The following is an 18140-nucleotide window of genomic DNA, read 5'->3' on the forward strand; positions in this document are numbered from 1 at the left end:
CTCTTGTCCTGCGCGTGACTGAATCGAACAAACCTTCCCGTTCTCTAATGGGAATTGCTGGAATTGTGGCAGTTGCCACATTGATTAGCAAAATCTTTGGGCTGGTGCGGCAACAGGCGATCGCGGCTGCCTTTGGTTCCGGTCCTGCCTTTGGGGCATTCAACTTTGCCTATGTGATTCCGGGCTTTCTGTTGATTTTGCTGGGTGGGATCAATGGTCCGTTTCATAGTGCGATCGTGAGTGTCCTGGCAAAGAAAAAGCGGGAAGAAGTCGCTCCGATTGTCGAGAGCATCACTACTCTGGTTATCTGCATTTTGCTGCTAGTCACCGTTGGTTTAATCATTTTTGCAGAACCTCTGATGCATCTGGTGGCTCCTGGGTTGTTTCTGACTCCAGAGCAGACTAAAGAGTTGGGGCTAGAGCCAGCCGCGATCGAGCTAACCCGCCAGACCCGCGAGATTGCGATCCAGCAGTTTAAGATCATGGCTCCCATGGCAGTACTGGCAGGGCTGATTGGCATCGGCTTTGGCACCCTGAATGCAGCAGATCAGTACTGGCTACCATCCATTAGCCCCCTGTTTTCCAGCGTCACTGTTCTGATTGGACTTGGCGGATTGGCCCTGTCCCTGGGTAGTCAGATCACCTTGCCTCAGTATGCCCTGTTGGGAGGTGCCGTGCTTGCCTGGACAACCCTGGGCGGAGCCGTATTGCAATGGTTAGTGCAGCTTCCAGTGCAGTGGAAGGCTCGGTTGGGCAGTCTGCGCCCACGGTTTAACTTTCGTCAACCGGAAGTGCAGGAAGTCATCCGAATTATGGGACCTGCCACCTTCTCATCGGGCATGATGCAAATCAACGTCTGGACAGACTTGTTTTTTGCCTCTTTCATTCCCAATCCAGCCGCAGCGGTATCTGCTATGAGCTATGCCGGATTGCTGGTACAAACCCCGTTGGGCATTCTGTCCAACGTGATTCTGGTGCCTTTGATGCCCATTTTTGCCCGGTTAGCAGCACCGGAGAATTGGGACGAACTGAAGCTGCGCATCCGCCAGGGCTTAATGATGACAGCTATAACGATGCTGCCATTAAGTGCGTTTATGATTGCTCTGGCACTGCCGATTTCACGGGTTGTCTATGAGCGCTATGCTTTCACGGTCGAGGACTCTTACCTGACGGCATCAGTACTGGTTGCTTATTCGATTGGTATGTTTGTTTACCTGGGGCGGGATGTGCTGGTGCGTGTGTTTTACGGGTTGGGAGATGCCGACACTCCATTTCGCATCAGCATTGCAAATATTTTTCTAAATGCATTGCTGGATTTTCTGCTGGTCAGACCGTTCGGTGCCCCAGGTTTGGTGCTGGCAACCGTTGGCGTTAACCTGGTCTCGATGGTCGCTATGTTATGGATTTTGAACCGTCGATTGAATGGGCTACCACTGCGGGAGTGGGGCGTTCCTGGACTGGGTTTGGTTGCAGGAAGCGCGATCGCCGGGCTTGTCTGTTGGGGGACGCTCTGGGCAACCCAACAAATGTTGGGCACTGAAGGCTTACTGATTCAACTGGCACAACTGCTCATTTCTGGGTCTATGGGGCTTATTGTATTTGCCCTATTTGTAACCCAACTACGATTGCCAGAAGTAGATTTGCTCGTTAATCGCCTGCGTCAACGCTTTTTCAGACAAAATTAACCGGGCGTTGCTGAATTTGGGTATGAATTGAGAGCCGTATGAATTGAAACTTCGTTCCAATTCATACGGCTATTCAGCACCACCCTTAAACGAGGGGTTGACCTTGCTGAGTATGGAAAAAATTATTCTACGATTACTTCACTCAGGTGGAATGAAAAAATCGCTTCAACTCCCATCTCATCAGTAAAGACGGTGGACATATCAGGATCGTATAGATGAACCAAAATTTCATTGGGTTCTAATCCCGTGAGCTGTTCTGTCCCCTCGCTCCGATCCTGAGCCAGACCAGTAATAATCCCAAAGTAGTATTCTTTGGGATTATTCAGTTGGGGGCTAAACGGTTGCTTGAGGCGCACAACGTCGCCTATTTTCATCAGCTAAACTCCTGGGTTGCTGAAACGCTTAATTTTCTGCCACTAAACTTTAGCCCTTTAAAAGCCCAAAGTATCAGAGGCTTCTAATCTCCCTATTCAGGAAACTCAAGCCTTAACGCAGGTATTCGCGTTTCTTAACCAGATCTTAACCCAAGATTTGCTTCGGAATGGTGGATGGCAGATGTTGAGAATTTTGAGTTTTGAATTAAAGAAATTCGGGGATGCTGAAATATTGTTAGACTCTAAATCTTGCGTTGAAACTCTTCGAGAATGTCCATCAGGTTTACCTGGCACTGGACTGGGAGCAGATCTGCCAGTGACACCTCGCGCTTGCCCCCACCCAACTTGACGGAAATATTTTGTAGGGTATTGAGAACGGCATCCTCATCTAATGAGCGAGAGGTCAGCATGGGGTAAAGGCGCTCTGCCAGAGTGGTATGCAAGTGAGCATCTGAAAGATAAAGATGCCATTTTGCCACATCAATATAAATGTTTTCTCCAATCTCAGCGGCAAGGGATTCGATCGCTTCAGCCGCGCTAATGTTTGCCATCAGAACCATCCTTAAATTTGATCAGAACAAAGAAGTTTAAGACAGAGGGAGTATTCGTCTAATTTAACGTTTCGCTTTGGGAGGTTTTTTCTCAATTTTGGGTTGAAAACCTGTGCCTGAGTTCGGAGTAGAAGTCGATAGGGTGTCTTCATACTTAGCGATCGCAAAGATGAAAACAGCGTGGGCAACCAAAATCGATCCCCATCCCACTGTTACCAATGGTGTCCATAGCAACCGATCTGGAGCACCAAATTCAGTCGCGTCTCCCAGAATCCGGAAGAACCAGAGTCCAGAGTTGACCAGTGCAAATAGCGCTACATGCAAGGCAAAATTCATCCGGTCATCTAAACGACGGTAAGCAGAGTCTTTACGATCAGGTTTACGGGGCCAACGTGGAGGCATAGGTCAAAAATAAATATGAATCTTCTAACTCTACGATATCGGATTGACTTCCCAATGAATAGAGAAGAGAAGGAGTAGAGAGTGAAGCGCGGAGAAATGAGCAACGTTAAACTGGGTAGGCTTAAAAACATTGCCCCAAATCCTTGCACCCTTGATTCCCTTGACTCCCTTTTTATAGGGTGTTTGAACAGAGTCCGGCGGTTAAAACCGCGCCTACGCAAACAAGATCCGCCTACGGGGACTTAGGCAAATGAGGGATTTCCGTCACCTGCATCGACAGGTTATAACCCTGCGAGTATGGGCTTCGCTAGTGTCCGTATAGCCGCGACTACCCTGCGGGAACGCTTCGCGAATAGTCGCCAAGTCGACAGGGGGATAGGCTGTTAAACCATCCTCTCAGGCTTGACACAAAAATTTGACAAATCCCTCAACTCAAAACTCAAAGTTCTTAGCTCATACTAATTTGAATTGAAACCACAGCAGATCCCGGTACGGGCTTGGCACTGCCAAGCCTCTCCTAAACTTTGATGTGCCCACAAGTCCGTTTAAATCGGTATCAAAACTCAAAACTCCCCCCTCAAACTTTTTCTTGCGCCTCAAAGTCATAAGAATTGATTAAGTTGCACTAAAGGATTGGCTCTGTCCGTTGGAAACTAAGGTTAGAATTCAAACAGCATTCCTTTCATACCCCTCTTCTCACACCGGACTCCATTCGTGACTATCGCACGATTTTTTCGCAGAAGCGCTCTGAAACGGAGATCAACCCATCTTGCCGTTGTTGTTCTGCCTAACGAAGCTGCTGCTTTTCAGGCATATCGCTTGCTTCATTACCACGGTATTTCACCAGAGCATCTGGCGATCGTGGGAACTGGCTACAGTAGCCCTGAACGGGTAGGGCTGATGCAGCCAAGCCAGATTGCTGTTCGTAAAGCGCTGATTTACGCGCTGGTTTCAGCAATTGTCGGTTCTGCTGTTAGCTTGGTAATTACGTTCATCGGTAGGGTGGAGGTGAGCCTGTTAGCGCTCGTGCCTTTAGTTGCCCTGTTGAGTGGAGTGTGTGGCGCATTACTGGGGGCATTGTTTGGCTTCTTGGGTGAGGGCAGCACAGCCAGCATTTATCGTCATCATCTCGACCAGGGACGCTACCTTTTGATGATGGAAGGACCAGAGCAACTGGTTCGCTGGGGACAGGAGGTTTTAAGTCACTACTCTGCACCCAGTCCTCATTAACCAGTCCTGATTCAATGGCTAGTTGAATCTTTGCTGAAGTATTAAGATTAATAAGGCTGGATAGAAGGTTTGCCCTTCAGTCTTTAGCCAATAGTAGGGTTCCTCTATGGGGGTTATCTTCTGTGACAGATAGTCAAGATATCAGCAGAGAAAAAGAAAAGTTTTTTTACCCGACTAGCCGCTATCGGGGTGAGTTTACTCCGGAGCATCTAGCGTTCAATTCAAACCTGCAAGAGTTTGCCCAACGAGTTGTACTCATTTGTGGATTAGAAACTGGCGGTAAGATTTCTTCTAAAGATGCTTACAAGCAAATTAAGGATCTGTGGCAACAACTCAAAAAATCGAAGCAGGAGTTATTAGATCAGGTAAATCGTGAGAAACCCGATTTACCTGAAGATGGGAATTAGCCCTGGAAGTAGGTTTTCACAATTTGCAGAATGCGATCGCTCGCCCGTCCATCACCGAACGGATTAACTGCGTTTGCCATTTCCTGATAGGTGCCTGGATTACTCAGTAGCTCTATCGCTTCAGCGGCAAGGCGCTCCGGGCTTGTTCCTACCAATTTAGCGGTGCCCGCTGTGACAGCTTCTGGACGCTCGGTTGTTTCTCGCAGTACCAGGACGGGTTTTCCCAGACTGGGGGCTTCTTCCTGTAAGCCACCGGAATCGGTCAGTAGCAAGTAGCACCGTTGAATGGCACCGACCAGAGCAGTATAGTCCAGGGGTTCTGTTAAAAAGACCCTCGGATGTTCACCCAAAAGTGCGGTTAAAGGCTCACGCACGGTAGGGTTGCGATGGAGAGGTAACAGCAAAGCAGTGTCAGGAAACTTTTCCAGGACTTGCAAAAAGCCCATGGCAATATCCTTGAGTGGTTGTCCCCAGTTTTCCCGGCGATGCACCGTAGCCAGAATGACACGGTACTGGTTCCAGTCCAGTCCAGGAATAGGACAGCCTGGCTGGCGCTTGGCAACGGCTAACAGAGCATCAATCACAGTGTTTCCGGTTTGGTGGATTTCACCCAATACCCCTGATCGCTGCAAGTGCTCGACTGCCAGCGAAGTAGGAGCGAAGTGTAGCTGGGTAAGTTGGGAGATGAGCCGCCGGTTTGCTTCTTCGGGATAGGGATTATAGATATCGTTGGTACGCAATCCAGCCTCAACATGCCCAACCGGAATTTTATGGTAGAAGGCAGCCAGGGTTGCGGCAAAGGCAGTGGTGGTGTCTCCCTGGACAATTACCATTTGGGGGTGAAGTTGCTGAAACAGATCTTCCAGACCGCGTAAACTCCAGCAGGTGATATCGGTCAGAGTTTGGTTAGGCTGCATGATTGCCAGGTCGCGATCGGCTTCCAGGTCAAACAGTTGCATCACCTGGTCCACCATCTCCCGATGCTGACCAGTCAAAATCACCTGGGTCTCAAAATCGGCGCAGGATTTGAACTTTTGAATCACAGGAGCCAGTTTAATTGCCTCTGGACGGGTTCCCAAAATGATATTGATAAGGACGGGTTGGTGTGGCATGGAAGTTCGGTTCCAAAATAATCTGAGAAGGTGATGGCGATAGTGAAACTCCTCAGACAGGCTATATCCTTTGGAAGAACTCCGTCAACCTGAAAGCTTAGCTTCCAAAAAGAAAAAACCCGGCTTTTGCCGGGTGAGTTAAGGGGTTAACGTGTTTTTAACGTTTCATCTCACAGGTTAATGGGCAGGAAGCGTATACCGAAGTATGACGAGGGTCTTCCTCACCATGTAGCCACCGTAGCCAGCTCACTTCTTGAGGATGCACACCCTTCAATGTGAGAGCCGCTGCCCCTACCATCACCGCCAAAAGATTGATGCTAAGAATACTTGCTGCAACAACTAGAACGGCACTGACGGGCAAAACAGATTGCAAAACAACCGCCAACAACGAACCAATCGTAACCATCAAAATCACGAGGGGAAAACCAATCACTAGCAAGCAAACTGCTAGTGTAAATGCCCAAATAAGGAAACTCCGGAGCATTAATAGATAATAGAACTTTCTAAAGCTCTGGCTTTGAGATAATGCCATGCCTCTGCCTCCTGGGGGGAACTAGTCAGTAATGGTGTTTAATTCAGAATGCTTTCTAGCGATCCCCAAAGTCGGGATCGGGGTTGGTTCCATTAAGTATAGGGAAACCACCCCAAAAGATGAGGCTTTGTTGAATAAATTTACAGTCAATGTGAATTGTTTACTTGATTTTGGGTAAGAAGTTTGGTTTTTAAGTTAATTAGTCCTTCTTACCTGTCTAGACATATTGACTCAAAGTCCAGGCAGGAGAGAGATTCAGCCTTACGAGTCGATCAAAAGTTCTACTGTATAACTTCTCTACAATTGGATACAAAGCCATTGCCGAAGGATACTTAACTTTTCTTAGGAATATCCATATATTTTCTCAGAATTGAATGCTGGATTTCAACGAGTTTTGGTCATTGGTTGAATCTGGAGGCTAAGAATTTATATCAAACTACAAAGTGGAAAAAACAAAACCAATTCCAAAGTCTTGCGAATTCGCTACGTGCAACTCAGGGGATAGGTGATTTGATATTGGCTCAAAGCCTACTCAAAAACTGTCTGCGTGATTGCCGCGCCCTGATGATTCAGACTTTTTGGATGGGGCTGGCGGTTGAAACCATGCCTACACAAGCAAAGCCTGTATTCGCAGACTCCACAGCCATTTTGGTCATCCGCGAAGATGGGTCTTGTAGTTGTAGCAGCGGTTCAACTGTCAGGGTGAAAAGATTCGCTAGTCAATCAGGGTTTCACTCTAGATTAAGGTTTTGGTCATGCGATGAATTCCACCAGACCGGGTGATTTGTTCAAACCTGGAAGTTGTTTTACTGCACGTTACGCGATAGCCGACTCGCTCAAACAAAGCTCTAGCCGAGGTATTGATGTATGTGACATCCAGACAAAGGCTAGAGCAGTCATAGGCGTGGGATTGTTTCTCGGCTTGATTCAGCAAATAACTGCCTAAACCCTGATTACGGAACTCTGGCAAAATGCTCAGCCCCAAGATGTAGTACTCGTGAGGGGCAACATCCTGCTTAATCCGGGTCAGGTCTGCGAGATTGACCAAAATTTTAGGTAACTTACGTAACGGTAGAATGCCTGCCATCACCTGCTGTACTTTTTCGTCTGCCTGTCGTTTGATAAAGCCGGGATAGCTCACTATCAGTCCAGCGGGCTGATTCTGCACCTCAACTACCTGGGTGTGCTCGTAGCTAAAAGCGTGCTGTGGACGAGTGAAAGCTTTCTGAAGGATGGGGGCTGTCTGGTCCGGGGCAGAGGCAAACACATAGCTAAACAGGGCTGGTCCTGTTGCCAGTAGGAGGGGAACTGCCCAATCGACATCAGCCGCGATCGCCGGACGCAGAGTCACGTTTTGAATCAGGGACAAATGGGCGGCTGAGTAAGAACTCATGGTGAGCGGTGATGCTTTTAGTAAATTTCCGTTAATCAGTCTAGTGGGTCTTGCTCAATAATTCCTGTTCTGAAGGGACATCTTTTAGAAGTTGGCTTTCAAACGGGATATTTGGCGGAAAATTTGGGTGAGATCAGCCCAAAAAATGAGACCCGATGCCAGCGGTCTGTGCATTAATAGGGGAATGCAGGACTTATGCACAAAGGTCTTGAAGGTCAGGTAATGGGCATGGATTAAACTCACCCTTTCCTCTTACCCAATTACCTCTGACCAGGGTAAGTCCTGGTAATGTCAAAGCAAGTTGAACGATTCGGTAATGCTACCCAGATATACGGTTCGAGAAAGCCGCAAGGCAAAGCATGTTTCACTGAAAATTTCGGTTTCAGGCAATCTAGAAGTTATTGTTCCCCAGGGCTTTGACCAAAAACACATTCCGGCGATTGTTCAACGTAAGCAGCGTTGGATTGAACGGGTCACCCGGCGGATGGAAGACCGGCAAGTGCTGGCTGGGCTGGACACTACAAACGCGCTGCCAGAGCAGATTGATTTAAGAGCGATCGCCGAGACCTGGCAGGTTGAGTACCACACGACCCAAATTCCCGGTATTAGAGTGGTGGAACAACCCAATTCTAACCTGCTCCTATTTGGCAACATCAGCGATCAAGAAACCTGCAAAGTCGCACTGCAACGATGGGTAAGCCGCAAAGCTCAGCTTCACTTGTTTCCCTGGCTACGCTCCATTAGTCAAGAACTGGATCTTCCCTTTGGGAAAGCTCTGATCCGAAAACAAAAAACTCGCTGGGGAAGCTGCTCTTCGACCAAGACCATTAGCCTGAACTGTAAACTTTTATTTCTACCCCATCCACTGGTACGGTACGTGTTCATCCATGAGCTGTGTCATACCATTCATCTCAACCACTCGTCGCGATTTTGGGCACTGGTGGATAGCTATGAACCTGACTATCAACAATTTGACGATGGCTTAAGAGATGCGCGGGGCTATGTACCACTCTGGATGGAGGAGTGAGTCAAAGGAGTGGGGAGGAAGGCTAAAGGATGAAGTATAAAGGATGAAGTATAAAGTTTCTTTACGTTTTCATCTTCACCCTTTAGCCTTCAAATGCTTGCTCCCTGGCGATCGCCCCTTGCCCGTGCCCTGCACCGCAACCGTTCCCTTGCCCACAGTCGCTACTTACAACTGGCAACGGTAAGGGCAGGAGACCGCCCTGCCAATCGCACGGTTGTTTTTCGTGGCTTTTTAGAGGGCACCAATCAGTTAAGGTTTGTCACCGATGCCCGCAGCGAAAAAGTAGACCAAATCAGGGAATGTGCCTGGGGAGAAGCTTGCTGGTATTTCACTAAGACCCGTGAACAGTTCCGTTTGGGGGGGAATCTCACCCTGGTGAATGAAGAGCATACTGACTTTTCGCTGCAAACAGCGCGGCAGATTTCCTGGCAAGAACTTTCAGAAGCCGCCCGTAGCCAGTTTGCCTGGGCAGACCCTGGAAAACCCAGAGTCAGTGATGCAGCGTTTGACGTGTCTCCCCCCGAAGCGACGGCTCCCTTGCCTCACTTTTGCCTGTTGCTCCTGGAGCCGGAGCAGGTTGATCACCTGGAGTTGAGAGGTAACCCTCAAAACCGTTGGATTTACCAGTATGAGGAAGAAAATTGGACTGTTCAGGAGGTCAATCCTTGAAGCAAGAGGGGAATGGGGAGGGAGTTGTTCGTTGTTAGTTACGCGATGTGCGACTTTTATAGAACGCCTGCAAAGACTACCCTCACCCTAGCCCTCTCCCGAAGGGCGAGGGAACCAGAAATGTCCGAAAGCCCTTCTCCTTGGGGAGAAGGGTTGGGATGAGGGCACATTAGTTGCACATCGCGTTAGTTGATGGTTGTTAATCAGGAGTCAGTGGTCAGTTTTATGGTTTGTAAGGTTCGGAGAAAAGTTTGGGCTTCTGGGTGAACTGCGTTCAAAAATTCTTTTGGAGAGCCTAAAAATACCAGTTCGCCTGCGCACATTAAACCAATTCGAGATGCCAGTACAAATGCTTCCTGGATATCGTGGGTGACTAAAACAACGGTTTTGCCCAACTCCTGTTGTAAGCGTTTGAATTCCTGTTGCAAGTCGAGACGGGTAATGGGATCCAGTGCGCCAAAGGGTTCATCCATGAGCAAAATTGGTGGATCGGCTGCCAGGGCACGGGCAACACCAACCCGCTGCCGCTGTCCACCGGAAAGCTGGTGGGGGTAGCGATCGGCAAATTGGGCTGGATCTAACCCAACTAAATGAAGCAATTCATGGACTCTAGACTTGATTTGAAGGGGCTTCCATCCTTGCAGGGCAGGTACCAGCCCGACATTACGCTCAACTGTGAAGTGAGGGAACAATCCTACTTCCTGGATAACATAACCAATCTGCCGCCTCAATTGAATCGGATCCCAATCAGTGGTTGCTTTGCCTTGAACCTGGACTTCGCCACTGGTTGGCAGATTCAGGTGGTTGATTAGCCTCATGGTTGTGGTTTTGCCAGAGCCGCTGCGTCCCAGGAGTACCAAAAAATCTCCGGTGGCAATGGCAAAGTTTAACCCGGACAGCAGGCTACGTCCATCAACTGAAAATCCTACATGATCGAACTGGACAGCGATCGCGCCATTGACTACCGGCTTATTCCTACCCGCTAAATCCATGAACCGTTCCAGAGTCATTCAGTTCTTCAAACTTACCACTCTCGCAGGGGGATGGGGGATGGGGGATGGGGGATGGGGGATGGGGGATGGGGGATGGGAAGGGGGGATGGGGGATGGGGGATGGGGGATGGGGGATGGGGGATGGGGGATGGGAAGGGGGGAGAGGGGGAAGAGGGGGATCATCCACTCATCCACAAAAACGCTCCTGCTAACCAGAGCAGGAAACAATGGCGGGTGAGTTGTAAGGCTCGATGAATTACCGGGGGAGTAATCGGAGAAATGGCATCACCCAGCAAAGGTTTATGCTTTGCGACTCCTCGATACCAGTTGACTCCGCCAACCTGCACTCCTAAGACGGCGGCATAGGCACATTCACTCCAGCCAGAGTTGGGGCTGGGGTCCTTAGGAGCATCCCGTTGACAGAGCCTCCAGACCTGAAATGGTCTGCCAGATAGCAATGCCAGGGTAAGCACCGTGAGCCGACAGGGTAGCCAGGTCAAAAGGTCTTCCACTCTGGCACTAAACCAACCCAGATAAGTATAGGGGGCTTCCCGGTAGCCCACCATCGAATCCAGGGTGCTGGCGGCTTTGTATGCCAGTACCAGCGGAACGCTGCCCACTCCTGGCAGGGCAGCACCGACCAGAGCATAGAACAGCGGAGCCATCACACCATCTGTGGCATTCTCGGTCGCGGTTTCCAGCACTGCCCGTAAAATTTCCGGCTCCGACAAATTTTCCGTATCGCGCCCCACATAGCGACTCAGAACAGATCGAGCTTCCTCCAACTCATTTGCCTGCAAAGGTCGCAGAACATCTGTTGCTGCGTTTCTTAAACTCCTGGCGGCAAAACAGCTTGCCAGCAAAATACTCTCAACAGCGATCCCCAGCCAGCTATGCGATCGCCGCGCCATTTCAACCATTAGCCACCCCATTAAGCCACTGCCCAGGATCAAACCCAAACCCAGCAAAACACCCGCGATTCTTTGGGCAAGGGGAGTTTTCAGGCGAGCCAGAACGATTTGACTGTAATCCGCGATCGCCCACCCCATCACCTGCACTGGATGCAACCACCCCACCGGGTCACCGATCAGGAAATCCAACAGAGACGCGATCGCTAAAACTAAGATAGCTGGGTTCATAAGGGTTACAAGGTGTGAGGTGTGAGGTGTGAGGTGTGAGGTGTAGCCCCTTCTGCCTTCTGCCTTCTGCCTACCCTCCGGGAACGGCAAAGCCATACACTCATTACCTGACTAAAACTTCAAAACTGAAAACTCAAAACTTTGAACTTTCAACGCCTTCCTCCCTTTAGAACATGAAAAAGATTATTACAAACTATTACGAGAGAATCAGGACGGTGAACCCAATGCCGCAAAATGTTTTCGGAAGGTAACTGAGTCTTAAGCTCCTGTACTGTTTAGTTGCCGGGGTACTTATCTTTTAGCAGTATTCGGGCATCTGTACTGGTCAACACAGGCTTTAGCAGTCGTAAGCTGTTGAGCTTGATGGTTGTTCAGAAACGTGTTCCCAACAAACCCGGAGGAGTCTGGGAAACCTAATGTCTCCAGGGTTTTGGTCAGGTTTCAAGGTATGCTTAGGAACCCAGTTGGGGAAACTCCCCTTTAAACACAATTGGTTACATTCTTCTGGAGGAATCCATCAATGAGTATTGTCACGAAGTCAATCGTGAATGCAGACGCTGAGGCTCGCTATCTCAGCCCTGGTGAACTCGACCGGATCAAGAGCTTTGTTTCTTCCGGCGAGAAGAGACTGCGGATCGCTCAAGCTCTGACCGATTCCCGTGAGCGTCTCGTCAAGCAAGCTGGCGACCAACTGTTCCAAAAGCGCCCTGATATTGTTTCTCCTGGTGGAAACGCTTACGGCGAAGAAATGACCGCTACCTGTCTGCGTGACCTGGACTACTACCTGCGCCTGGTTACCTACGGTGTGGTTGCAGGCGATGTCACCCCCATCGAAGAAATTGGCATCGTTGGTGTTAAGGAAATGTACAAGTCTCTCGGCACCCCGGTTGAAGCGGTTGCTGAAGGTGTACGCGCACTGAAGGGATCAGCCAGCTCCCTGCTATCTGGTGAGGATGCTTCTGAAGCCAGCGCTTACTTTGATTACGTGATTGGGGCGCTAAGCTAAGCAACAAGCGATCAGTAACGGGCAATCAGACACCTATCTGTGCCTTTTACTCTCAGTAGACCGCAAAGCACTTTGTAAGATTACGTGATTTAAGGAATCAATATCATGGCACAAGACGCAATCACTGCTGTTATTAACTCCTCTGATGTTCAGGGTAAGTACCTGGACTCGTCTGCTCTGGATAAGCTCAAAGCTTACTTCTCAACTGGTGAACTGCGTGTTCGCGCAGCCGCCACGATCGCAGCAAACTCCTCTGCAATCATCAGAGAAGCCGTTGCCAAGTCTCTCCTGTACTCTGACATCACCCGTCCCGGTGGCAACATGTACACCACCCGTCGCTATGCTGCTTGCATCCGCGACCTCGATTACTACCTGCGCTATGCCACCTACGCGATGTTGGCTGGCGATCCTTCCATTCTGGATGAGCGCGTCCTCAATGGCTTGAAAGAAACCTACAACTCCCTGGGCGTGCCCGTTGGTGCTACCGTTGGTGCAATTCAAGCAATCAAAGAAGTTGCCGCTGGTTTGGTTGGTGCTGACGCTGGTAAAGAACTGGGTGTTTACCTCGACTACATTAGCTCTGGCTTGAGCTAACCAGGTGTCAGGGGTGAGGTTCGGGTGTCAGGGAAAGCCTGAAACCTGAAACCTGGAACCTGAAACCTTCTTCTGTGAGGTCTGGAAGTCTAGAATGAGTGTTAGCTCGTCAAAGGCTCCTTAGTTAAACAGGTTAGCTTTAGCGGTCTAACATTGGCTCTCGACTTCCGACCTTGCTTTTGATTTAACCCGAAACCTTTCCAGGCTAATTGAATGAGACAATTACATGAGATAGTAATTGTAGGTTTTGGAACAGTTTCTTGGATTCGGTTGCAGCAAATCAATACAAGATTTCCTGCTTTAGAGGCATTGAATCAATTCAACCAATACTGACCTTTTCCTTCACATCCAAAATTTCTTGACCCTATCCCGGAGAGATCATTCCTATGGCGCGATATTTTAAAGTGACTGCCTGCGTTCCCAGCCTGACCCGTACCCGCACGCAGCGCGAACTTCAGAACACCTACTTTACTAAGTTAGTGCCCTTTGACAACTGGTTTCGTGAGCAGCAACGCATCATGAAAATGGGTGGAAAGATTGTCAAGGTAGAACTGGCAACGGGTAAGCCTTATACAAACACTGGGCTGTTGTAGTTCTATTGGGGGCTGTTGCAAGGGTTCAATTTCAATTCAATCATGCAACCGAAAGAGGTCTGATGACCTCTTTTTTGTTGGATCCCGGCTGACTTATGGTTTCACTCAACTGTCCTGAATGGATCAATCCTCCAGATATTTTGGAGTTGCCAGGGGAAAATGTTCATATCTGGAGAGTTGGGCTTGCCTTATCCGTAAGCACCCTTCAGAAACTTGCTCAAACACTTTCACCCGATGAGAGACAGCGGGCAGCGAGGTTTCGGTTTGATCGGGATCGAGATCGCTTTATTGGGGGGCGGGGCAGTTTACGAGCAATCCTGAGCCGCTATCTGAAAATCAATCCGGCTGAATTACGGTTTTGCTATGGTTCCAGTGGTAAGCCAGCGTTGAAGCATGCCTCTGGAAATCTGACGCTGGAGTTTAATCTGGCTCATTCTCAAGACTTGATGCTGTGCGCTATTGCCCAAAACGCCAGGATTGGAATTGACCTGGAGTACCTACGTCCGGTTTCCGATCTTAAACAACTCACCCATCGGTTCTTTGCGGCTCAGGAGCATCGGGCAATTCAGGCTCTCCCGGTTGATCAACAGTTGCCTGTTTTCTTTCAACACTGGACTTGTAAAGAAGCTCTGCTGAAGGCAGTTGGTGAAGGATTGGCAGACCTGAGCGAAGTTGAAGTTGCAATTACTGATAGCAAGGTTGACCTGGTGAGGTGGGTAGAGAAATCTCCCTTTGCAGATGCGTGGAAGATTGAACTATTTAGCCCTGCCCCAAACTATACGGCGGCGATCGCCGTCAACGATCACTATCCCACCGAAGCGTCCGTTTCACAAAATGCCCCACCAGCAAATCGCTCCTTCGTTTTCTGGCAATATGCAGGTGAGAAGTAAGAGGGGATAGAGGAGAGTTTTGAAGTTTATGGGTAATCGTTGATCGGTAATGGGAGAAGCCAGAAGGGACTGCACCTCACCCCTTACCCCTCACACCTCACACCTAAAATTCTTTAACAAAATTTGACAGTTTTACAATCAGTGCGAAAGTATTAAATAGAGAAAGAATGTAGAAGGTCTCTCTTTGACCAAGACGAATCTTCTCTGTAGTTGTTCGTCCCTTCTGCAATTGCTATAGGGTTACTCCTTCCTGATGGTTCAACAGAATTTGGGAAGCGGCAGTCAGAAGCCAAGCAACGTTTCAAACTCTGGCTCCTAAGCTCTGGATCATGATTCAAATGAACGATATCTGAATCCAGCGCCTATCATTAACCTGAGGCTAGAACATAACGGATACGGGATTAAGCAAACAAGGATCTATCGCTTCATGGAATTTTCGATCGCCGCTCTTCTCGCCAATTTTGCTGACGATAAATTGGTTGCCCCCAAAGCATTGGAAAAGAAATTGGACTGCTTTGATGAACCCAGTCAGCGCAAGCTGCAAATTGCCCTGGATGCGCTGGAACGGGTTGGTATTCTGGTTAAGGAGCGTGGAAAATACAAACGGGTTCCGGAAGAAGGGGTGATTGAGGGCAAACTCCGCTGTTCCAGCAAAGGGTTTTGTTTTGCCATTCAGGACATTGAAGGGGCAGAGGATATTTATATCCGCGAAAGCCAGTTGAACAATGCCTGGAACGGCGATCGCGTCCTGGTTCGGGTGACGAAGGAAGGCAGCCGCCGCCGCAGTCCGGAGGGTGAGGTGCGCTTGATTCTAGAACGCTCTAACCCCTCGGTGCTGGCGCGAGTGAAACAGGCGGATGCTGACTTTCGGGCAGTGCCACTGGATGATCGGCTACTGTTTGAACTGCACCTGCAACCAAATGGGGGAAACCTGGAGTCAGCGATCGATCAACTGGTGCATGTTGAAGTTCTACGCTATCCGCTGGGACAAAACCCGCCATTGGGCAAAGTGGCGCAGATTTTGGGCACCGACACCGATGCCTCGGATATTGATATCGTTTGCTGCAAACATGATCTGCCGCGCGGGTTCTCCAATGCTGTTTTAGAAGCCGCCACGGGACTACCGAGCAAAATTAGCAAAGCAGAGCTGAAAAAGCGGCTTGATCTGCGCAAACTGACCACCCTCACCCTGAAGGCAGATACCGCCCAGGCAAACGATAGCCTGGATGATGCGATCACCCTGGAAAAAACTAAAAAAGGAACCTGGCAGTTGGGCATTCATATTGCCGATGTTGCCTACTATGTTGAACCCGACTCCCTGATCGACCGGGAAGCACGACGGCGGGGTACCTCCATTTACCTAGGGGATGTGGTGGTTCCCATGCTGCCCGATGAACTTTCCAGCAACCTCTGTGCGTTGAATACAGGCAAAGACCGGCTGGCTGTTTCGGTCTTGGTCACCCTGGATGCCGAAGGGCAGGTGATTGAGTATGAAATTCAGCCAACGGTGATTCAGGTAGACTACCAGCTCAGCTACCAGCAGGCTCAGACTATTTTGGAGCGATTGTCGGGTCAACCTGCGGCAGTAGACATTGCTGAATTTTCTAGCATTTTTGAACTTCTAGACCAGATTGCTGCTTTGAGTAAAGCATTGGAACAACAGCGGCGCAAGCGGGGGGCGTTTGAGCTTAACCTGCCAGAAAAGCCGATGTCTGGCAGCAGCAGCGACACTGAGGTAGGCAAGTTACTGTTCTCGCCTAAGTTTCACTATGACGACGAGGGGGTATTGGGGGCAATGCTGGTCACTCCCTCCACTCCCACCCACACTATGATTGCCGAATTGATGCTGCTGGCAAATCAGTTAGTCGCTGAACACTTACAGGAATTAGATGTGCCGGGAATTTATCGCGTCCATCCCACCCCTGACCCAGATGACGTTCAGGAATTGATGAAGCTGGCAGCAAATATGGACATTGAACTGCGTCTGGAGCAGGAAGATACCGTCCAACCCCAGGATTACCAGCACTTTACTCAAAAGTTTGCTGAATCGGATGCGGAACGAGTGCTGACCTACCTGCTGTTGGAAACGCTTAAATCGGCATACTACAGCACTACGCCCAAATCCCATTTTGGTTTAGCGCTGGAGGATGGTTACACCCACTTCACTTCACCAGTACGGCGCTATCCCGATCTGCTGGTGCAGCGGGTGTTACATGCCGTGTTCGAAGAAGGACGCGATCGCAAATCCACCCGCTCTAAGGAAACCGTTGACCTGCGCCATAGCTCCAGTCATGGCAACATTAGCTGGAATGTGTTGCCCCCTGAAATTCACCAAGAGCTGGAGTCTTACCTTGCCTCCGTTGTGGTTCATCTGGGTGAGCGAGAAAAGATTGCCCAGGAAGCCGAGCAAGACCTGGAAGGGCTAAAAAAAGCCGAACTGATGCGGGAACGAACTGGCGAAATCTTCCACGGCTTAATTACTGGCGTTCAGTCCTACGGACTGTTTGTGGAAATTGAAGAACTGCTGGTGGAAGGGCTGGTACACGTCAGTTCCTTAAAGGATGACTGGTACGAATACCGCTCTCGCCAGCAAACCCTGGTCGGACGCAAGAACCGGAAACAGTACCAGTTAGGCGATCGCATCGAAGTCCAGGTCAAGAGTGTGGACTACTACCGGCAACAAATCGACCTGATTGCCGTTGGTGGCGGCAGTGAAGCGATCGAAGATGACAGCGATATAGAGGAGGAAGAGGATATGGAGGAGGGGGAGGAAGGGTTAGATTGAGTAGATGGGTGGATGGGTAAAGACTCAAAACTCAAAACTCAAAACTTTCAACCTGTCATCTACCATTTAAATGCCGCCCCTTTCCCCCCCTCTCATCCTTGGTATTACTGGTGCTTCCGGGCTAATTTATGCGGTACGGGCTTTGAAGCATTTACTCCAGGCAGACTATGCGATCGAGTTGGTTGCCTCTAAATCGGTCTACATGGTCTGGCAAGCAGAGCAACGAGTTCGGATGCCTGGGGAGCCTGAGCAGCAGGAGCAGTTCTGGCGAGAACAGGCAGGGGTGGAAACGGCAGGTAAGCTGGTCTGCCATCCCTGGGGTGATGTAGGGGCCAATATTGCCAGTGGGTCCTTCCGCACGTTGGGGATGGTCATCATTCCATGCAGTATGGGTACGGTAGGGAAATTGGCGGCTGGACTTAGTTCTGACCTGCTGGAGCGGGCAGCGGATGTACAACTGAAGGAGGGGCGTAAGCTGGTGCTGGTGCCGCGTGAGACTCCCTTCAGTCTGATTCATCTACGCAACCTGACTACCCTGGCTGAAGCGGGTGCCCGGATTGTGCCCGCCATTCCTGCCTGGTATCACAACCCGCAAACGGTAGAAGACCTGGTCGATTTTGTTGTTGCCCGTGCCCTGGATCAACTGGATATTGACTGTGTTTCCCTCAATCGGTGGGAGGGTCATACTTAGCTAAGCAGCCCAACGTTCTCAATCACCCGCCGCAGAGAACCTTGAACTCTCACAGATAACCCCTCAAC

At 49.7% G+C, this 18140-nt stretch carries 20 protein-coding genes; 11 read left to right on the forward strand and 9 right to left on the reverse strand.

Annotated elements, in window-relative coordinates; genetic code table 11:
• The first annotated feature begins 14 nt into the window (after positions 1 to 14).
• The gene (gene murJ / locus AC1S52_RS30615; protein WP_482032835.1) at positions 15 to 1685 is read left to right on the forward strand and encodes a murein biosynthesis integral membrane protein MurJ; all 1671 of its coding nucleotides are present in this window, start codon (positions 15 to 17) and stop codon (positions 1683 to 1685) included.
• 122 nt (positions 1686 to 1807) lie between these two features.
• On the opposite strand, the gene AC1S52_RS30620 is transcribed toward murJ, so the two are convergent.
• The 3 genes from AC1S52_RS30620 to AC1S52_RS30630 all read right to left on the reverse strand — a co-directional run bounded on the left by AC1S52_RS30620 (position 1808) and on the right by AC1S52_RS30630 (position 3012).
• Positions 1808 to 2059: a hypothetical protein gene (locus tag AC1S52_RS30620; RefSeq protein ID WP_482032836.1), complete on the reverse strand. Its 252-nt coding sequence runs from the start codon at positions 2057 to 2059 to the stop codon at positions 1808 to 1810.
• A 242-nt stretch (positions 2060 to 2301) separates the two neighbouring features.
• Positions 2302 to 2610 carry a DUF3181 family protein gene (locus AC1S52_RS30625; RefSeq protein ID WP_482032837.1) on the reverse strand — a complete coding sequence of 103 codons (309 nt, stop codon included), beginning with the start codon at positions 2608 to 2610 and terminating at the stop codon, positions 2302 to 2304.
• A gap of 63 nt (positions 2611 to 2673) precedes the next feature.
• Positions 2674 to 3012, reverse strand: a complete 339-nt coding sequence (locus AC1S52_RS30630) for a 2TM domain-containing protein (protein ID WP_482032838.1) — start codon at positions 3010 to 3012, stop codon at positions 2674 to 2676.
• 714 nt (positions 3013 to 3726) lie between these two features.
• On the opposite strand from AC1S52_RS30630, the gene AC1S52_RS30635 reads away from it, so the two are divergent.
• Together AC1S52_RS30635 and AC1S52_RS30640 are read left to right on the forward strand one after the other, a co-directional pair.
• On the forward strand, positions 3727 to 4242 hold the full coding sequence (locus AC1S52_RS30635; protein ID WP_482032839.1) for a hypothetical protein: 516 nt from the start codon (positions 3727 to 3729) through the stop codon (positions 4240 to 4242).
• Positions 4243 to 4364: 122 nt separating this feature from the next.
• Positions 4365 to 4649, forward strand: a complete 285-nt coding sequence (locus AC1S52_RS30640; RefSeq protein ID WP_482032840.1) for a DUF7219 family protein — start codon at positions 4365 to 4367, stop codon at positions 4647 to 4649.
• Here the strand turns inward: AC1S52_RS30640 and wecB are convergent.
• The 3 genes from wecB to AC1S52_RS30655 form a co-directional block, all read right to left on the reverse strand.
• On the reverse strand, positions 4646 to 5761 hold the full coding sequence (gene wecB / locus AC1S52_RS30645; RefSeq protein WP_482032841.1) for a non-hydrolyzing UDP-N-acetylglucosamine 2-epimerase: 1116 nt from the start codon (positions 5759 to 5761) through the stop codon (positions 4646 to 4648). The genes AC1S52_RS30640 and wecB overlap by 4 nt on opposite strands.
• A gap of 157 nt (positions 5762 to 5918) precedes the next feature.
• Positions 5919 to 6293 carry a hypothetical protein gene (locus AC1S52_RS30650; protein WP_482032842.1) on the reverse strand — a complete coding sequence of 125 codons (375 nt, stop codon included), beginning with the start codon at positions 6291 to 6293 and terminating at the stop codon, positions 5919 to 5921.
• A gap of 736 nt (positions 6294 to 7029) precedes the next feature.
• Complete coding sequence (locus tag AC1S52_RS30655; RefSeq protein ID WP_482032843.1) at positions 7030 to 7686, reverse strand: GNAT family N-acetyltransferase; 657 nt, start codon at positions 7684 to 7686, stop codon at positions 7030 to 7032.
• Between the two features lie 316 nt (positions 7687 to 8002).
• On the opposite strand from AC1S52_RS30655, the gene AC1S52_RS30660 reads away from it, so the two are divergent.
• Positions 8003 to 8713 carry a M48 family metallopeptidase gene (locus AC1S52_RS30660; protein ID WP_482032844.1) on the forward strand — a complete coding sequence of 237 codons (711 nt, stop codon included), beginning with the start codon at positions 8003 to 8005 and terminating at the stop codon, positions 8711 to 8713.
• A gap of 93 nt (positions 8714 to 8806) precedes the next feature.
• On the forward strand, positions 8807 to 9382 hold the full coding sequence (locus AC1S52_RS30665) for an Npun_F5749 family FMN-dependent PPOX-type flavoprotein (RefSeq protein WP_482032845.1): 576 nt from the start codon (positions 8807 to 8809) through the stop codon (positions 9380 to 9382).
• Between the two features lie 203 nt (positions 9383 to 9585).
• Here AC1S52_RS30665 and AC1S52_RS30670 read toward each other — a convergent pair whose 3' ends face one another.
• Genes AC1S52_RS30670 through cbiB form a run of 3 tightly spaced genes read right to left on the reverse strand, consistent with a single transcriptional unit; the run spans position 9586 to position 11513 of the window.
• Positions 9586 to 10392, reverse strand: a complete 807-nt coding sequence (locus AC1S52_RS30670; RefSeq protein ID WP_482032846.1) for an ATP-binding cassette domain-containing protein — start codon at positions 10390 to 10392, stop codon at positions 9586 to 9588.
• A complete protein-coding gene (locus AC1S52_RS30675) occupies positions 10358 to 10561 on the reverse strand; it encodes a hypothetical protein (protein ID WP_482032847.1) in 204 nt (67 codons plus the stop codon). Before AC1S52_RS30675 ends, AC1S52_RS30670 begins: the two co-directional genes overlap by 35 nt.
• The gene (gene cbiB, locus AC1S52_RS30680) at positions 10554 to 11513 is read right to left on the reverse strand and encodes an adenosylcobinamide-phosphate synthase CbiB (RefSeq protein WP_482032848.1); all 960 of its coding nucleotides are present in this window, start codon (positions 11511 to 11513) and stop codon (positions 10554 to 10556) included. Before cbiB ends, AC1S52_RS30675 begins: the two co-directional genes overlap by 8 nt.
• A gap of 520 nt (positions 11514 to 12033) precedes the next feature.
• Between cbiB and apcA the strand changes: the two genes are divergently transcribed.
• From apcA to AC1S52_RS30710, 6 genes are all read left to right on the forward strand, one after another.
• Positions 12034 to 12519 (forward strand): allophycocyanin subunit alpha, encoded by a 486-nt coding sequence (apcA, locus tag AC1S52_RS30685; RefSeq protein ID WP_482032849.1) that lies wholly within the window; start codon positions 12034 to 12036, stop codon positions 12517 to 12519.
• Between the two features lie 105 nt (positions 12520 to 12624).
• Positions 12625 to 13113, forward strand: a complete 489-nt coding sequence (apcB, locus tag AC1S52_RS30690) for an allophycocyanin subunit beta (protein WP_482032850.1) — start codon at positions 12625 to 12627, stop codon at positions 13111 to 13113.
• Between the two features lie 386 nt (positions 13114 to 13499).
• On the forward strand, positions 13500 to 13706 hold the full coding sequence (locus tag AC1S52_RS30695; protein ID WP_482032851.1) for a phycobilisome linker polypeptide: 207 nt from the start codon (positions 13500 to 13502) through the stop codon (positions 13704 to 13706).
• Between the two features lie 95 nt (positions 13707 to 13801).
• A complete protein-coding gene (locus AC1S52_RS30700; RefSeq protein ID WP_482032852.1) occupies positions 13802 to 14596 on the forward strand; it encodes a 4'-phosphopantetheinyl transferase family protein in 795 nt (264 codons plus the stop codon).
• Positions 14597 to 15023: 427 nt separating this feature from the next.
• A complete protein-coding gene (locus AC1S52_RS30705; protein ID WP_482032853.1) occupies positions 15024 to 17381 on the forward strand; it encodes a ribonuclease R family protein in 2358 nt (785 codons plus the stop codon).
• 70 nt (positions 17382 to 17451) lie between these two features.
• Positions 17452 to 18072: a flavin prenyltransferase UbiX gene (locus AC1S52_RS30710; protein WP_482032854.1), complete on the forward strand. Its 621-nt coding sequence runs from the start codon at positions 17452 to 17454 to the stop codon at positions 18070 to 18072.
• Positions 18073 to 18140: the final 68 nt, after the last annotated feature.

This window comes from Kovacikia sp. CALU 1929 (genome assembly GCF_056784235.1).

What these genes read in the sequence shown, in the direction of transcription:
- AC1S52_RS30620 (WP_482032836.1), bottom strand. Translation starts at nt 2,059, where the DNA reads ATGAAAATAGGCGACGTTGTGCGCCTCAAGCAACCGTTTAGCCCCCAA.
- AC1S52_RS30625 (WP_482032837.1), bottom strand. Translation starts at nt 2,610, where the DNA reads ATGGCAAACATTAGCGCGGCTGAAGCGATCGAATCCCTTGCCGCTGAG.
- AC1S52_RS30630 (WP_482032838.1), bottom strand. Translation starts at nt 3,012, where the DNA reads ATGCCTCCACGTTGGCCCCGTAAACCTGATCGTAAAGACTCTGCTTAC.
- wecB (WP_482032841.1), bottom strand. Translation starts at nt 5,761, where the DNA reads ATGCCACACCAACCCGTCCTTATCAATATCATTTTGGGAACCCGTCCA.
- AC1S52_RS30650 (WP_482032842.1), bottom strand. Translation starts at nt 6,293, where the DNA reads ATGGCATTATCTCAAAGCCAGAGCTTTAGAAAGTTCTATTATCTATTA.
- AC1S52_RS30655 (WP_482032843.1), bottom strand. Translation starts at nt 7,686, where the DNA reads ATGAGTTCTTACTCAGCCGCCCATTTGTCCCTGATTCAAAACGTGACT.
- AC1S52_RS30660 (WP_482032844.1), top strand. Translation starts at nt 8,003, where the DNA reads ATGCTACCCAGATATACGGTTCGAGAAAGCCGCAAGGCAAAGCATGTT.
- AC1S52_RS30665 (WP_482032845.1), top strand. Translation starts at nt 8,807, where the DNA reads ATGCTTGCTCCCTGGCGATCGCCCCTTGCCCGTGCCCTGCACCGCAAC.
- AC1S52_RS30670 (WP_482032846.1), bottom strand. Translation starts at nt 10,392, where the DNA reads ATGACTCTGGAACGGTTCATGGATTTAGCGGGTAGGAATAAGCCGGTA.
- cbiB (WP_482032848.1), bottom strand. Translation starts at nt 11,513, where the DNA reads ATGAACCCAGCTATCTTAGTTTTAGCGATCGCGTCTCTGTTGGATTTC.
- apcA (WP_482032849.1), top strand. Translation starts at nt 12,034, where the DNA reads ATGAGTATTGTCACGAAGTCAATCGTGAATGCAGACGCTGAGGCTCGC.
- apcB (WP_482032850.1), top strand. Translation starts at nt 12,625, where the DNA reads ATGGCACAAGACGCAATCACTGCTGTTATTAACTCCTCTGATGTTCAG.
- AC1S52_RS30695 (WP_482032851.1), top strand. Translation starts at nt 13,500, where the DNA reads ATGGCGCGATATTTTAAAGTGACTGCCTGCGTTCCCAGCCTGACCCGT.
- AC1S52_RS30700 (WP_482032852.1), top strand. Translation starts at nt 13,802, where the DNA reads ATGGTTTCACTCAACTGTCCTGAATGGATCAATCCTCCAGATATTTTG.
- AC1S52_RS30705 (WP_482032853.1), top strand. Translation starts at nt 15,024, where the DNA reads ATGGAATTTTCGATCGCCGCTCTTCTCGCCAATTTTGCTGACGATAAA.
- AC1S52_RS30710 (WP_482032854.1), top strand. Translation starts at nt 17,452, where the DNA reads ATGCCGCCCCTTTCCCCCCCTCTCATCCTTGGTATTACTGGTGCTTCC.